We start from the raw sequence: 1,019 nt of genomic DNA, 5'->3' as shown, positions 1-1,019 counted from the left end.
TCCACAACGCCCGCTGCTCAAACCGCACCACACGCCCCGTCGCCCTGCCCGGCATCATCGGTACGCGCTTCGCGGCCTCCATCAACTCCGCTAGTTCTCGCTCTTTCAACACCGTGGCGAGCATCCGCCCCACGTGTACCGCCATGTCGCTGATTTCGCGGTTCAGTGTCCGCGACGACATGTGCAGTTCCATCGCACAGGCCACGAGCTTCTTGCCCTGCTGATACCGCAACCGGAACAATCCCCACCACTCCGTGCCCTCCACGGCCTGTTCAATCAGCCGCATTTGGCCTTCCAACGCGCGGAGCGACTGCCGCACTCGCACCTTCGTCTTCAAACTCGTCGCCTTGATGCGCTGGCGGGACTGCCACAGCACCCGGTACAGGTTCAGCGCCGCGTACCCGATCTCCTGATACGTCGCGTCATCGAGCACATTCGGAGCGGCAGATGTCGGTTCCGGCGGCATGGGCAAAAGGCATGTCTGCTGGGCCTCCCGCATGTCCTTGATGCGGCCGTGGACCAGTTGCCACCCGCCTGCGCCTTCTTGCACGTAGATCCGCAACACAAGGTCGTCCAAGCGAACTCCGATCGCCTCGAACACCCCGCGCAGAACCTCCACGAACGTGTCCGGCTGCATCTCGCACGTCACCATGTGCTCACTCGTTGGACCCATGAGCGCGTACGTGTAGTGCCGCTCCATCGCCATCACCTCCTCATTCATCCGGGAAGAGTGCATAGAACTCCGCGTACCGCTCGTCGCGGATGCGCTCCCTGCGTGTCGGCTGAGATGTGCGAGTTCGGCTCGTCCGATGAGGCGACGGCGAAGGTTGAGGTTTCACGCAATGTTCGCGATACTCGGCCCAGTTCACCGCCTCGACAGGCTGTCGCTTGGCGACCTCCGCCGCACAGCGCTCCTTGATGACCTCCGCGCAATACGCGAAACTGCGCGGGCGTCGGTCGGCGAAAGTGGCGAACGTGTAGTCAATGCCGGCCAGGATGAAGTCCATGGGGACGCCGCT

1 protein-coding gene and 1 pseudogene are annotated in these 1,019 nt (G+C 63.1%); both read right to left on the bottom strand.

Annotated elements, in window-relative coordinates:
- Nucleotides 1–700, bottom strand: a 700-nt coding sequence (locus BW934_RS14675) for a hypothetical protein (RefSeq protein ID WP_076349331.1), incomplete at its 3' end; no start/stop codon positions are given.
- A gap of 13 nt (nucleotides 701–713) precedes the next feature.
- A pseudogene (locus BW934_RS14670) lies at nucleotides 714–1,019 on the bottom strand (helix-turn-helix domain-containing protein); the annotation flags it as partial.

Source organism: Alicyclobacillus vulcanalis (genome assembly GCF_900156755.1).
Classification (GTDB): domain Bacteria; phylum Bacillota; class Bacilli; order Alicyclobacillales; family Alicyclobacillaceae; genus Alicyclobacillus; species Alicyclobacillus vulcanalis.
The sequence above is the reverse complement of the archived record's forward strand: the minus strand, read 5'-3'. Positions and strand labels throughout refer to the sequence as shown.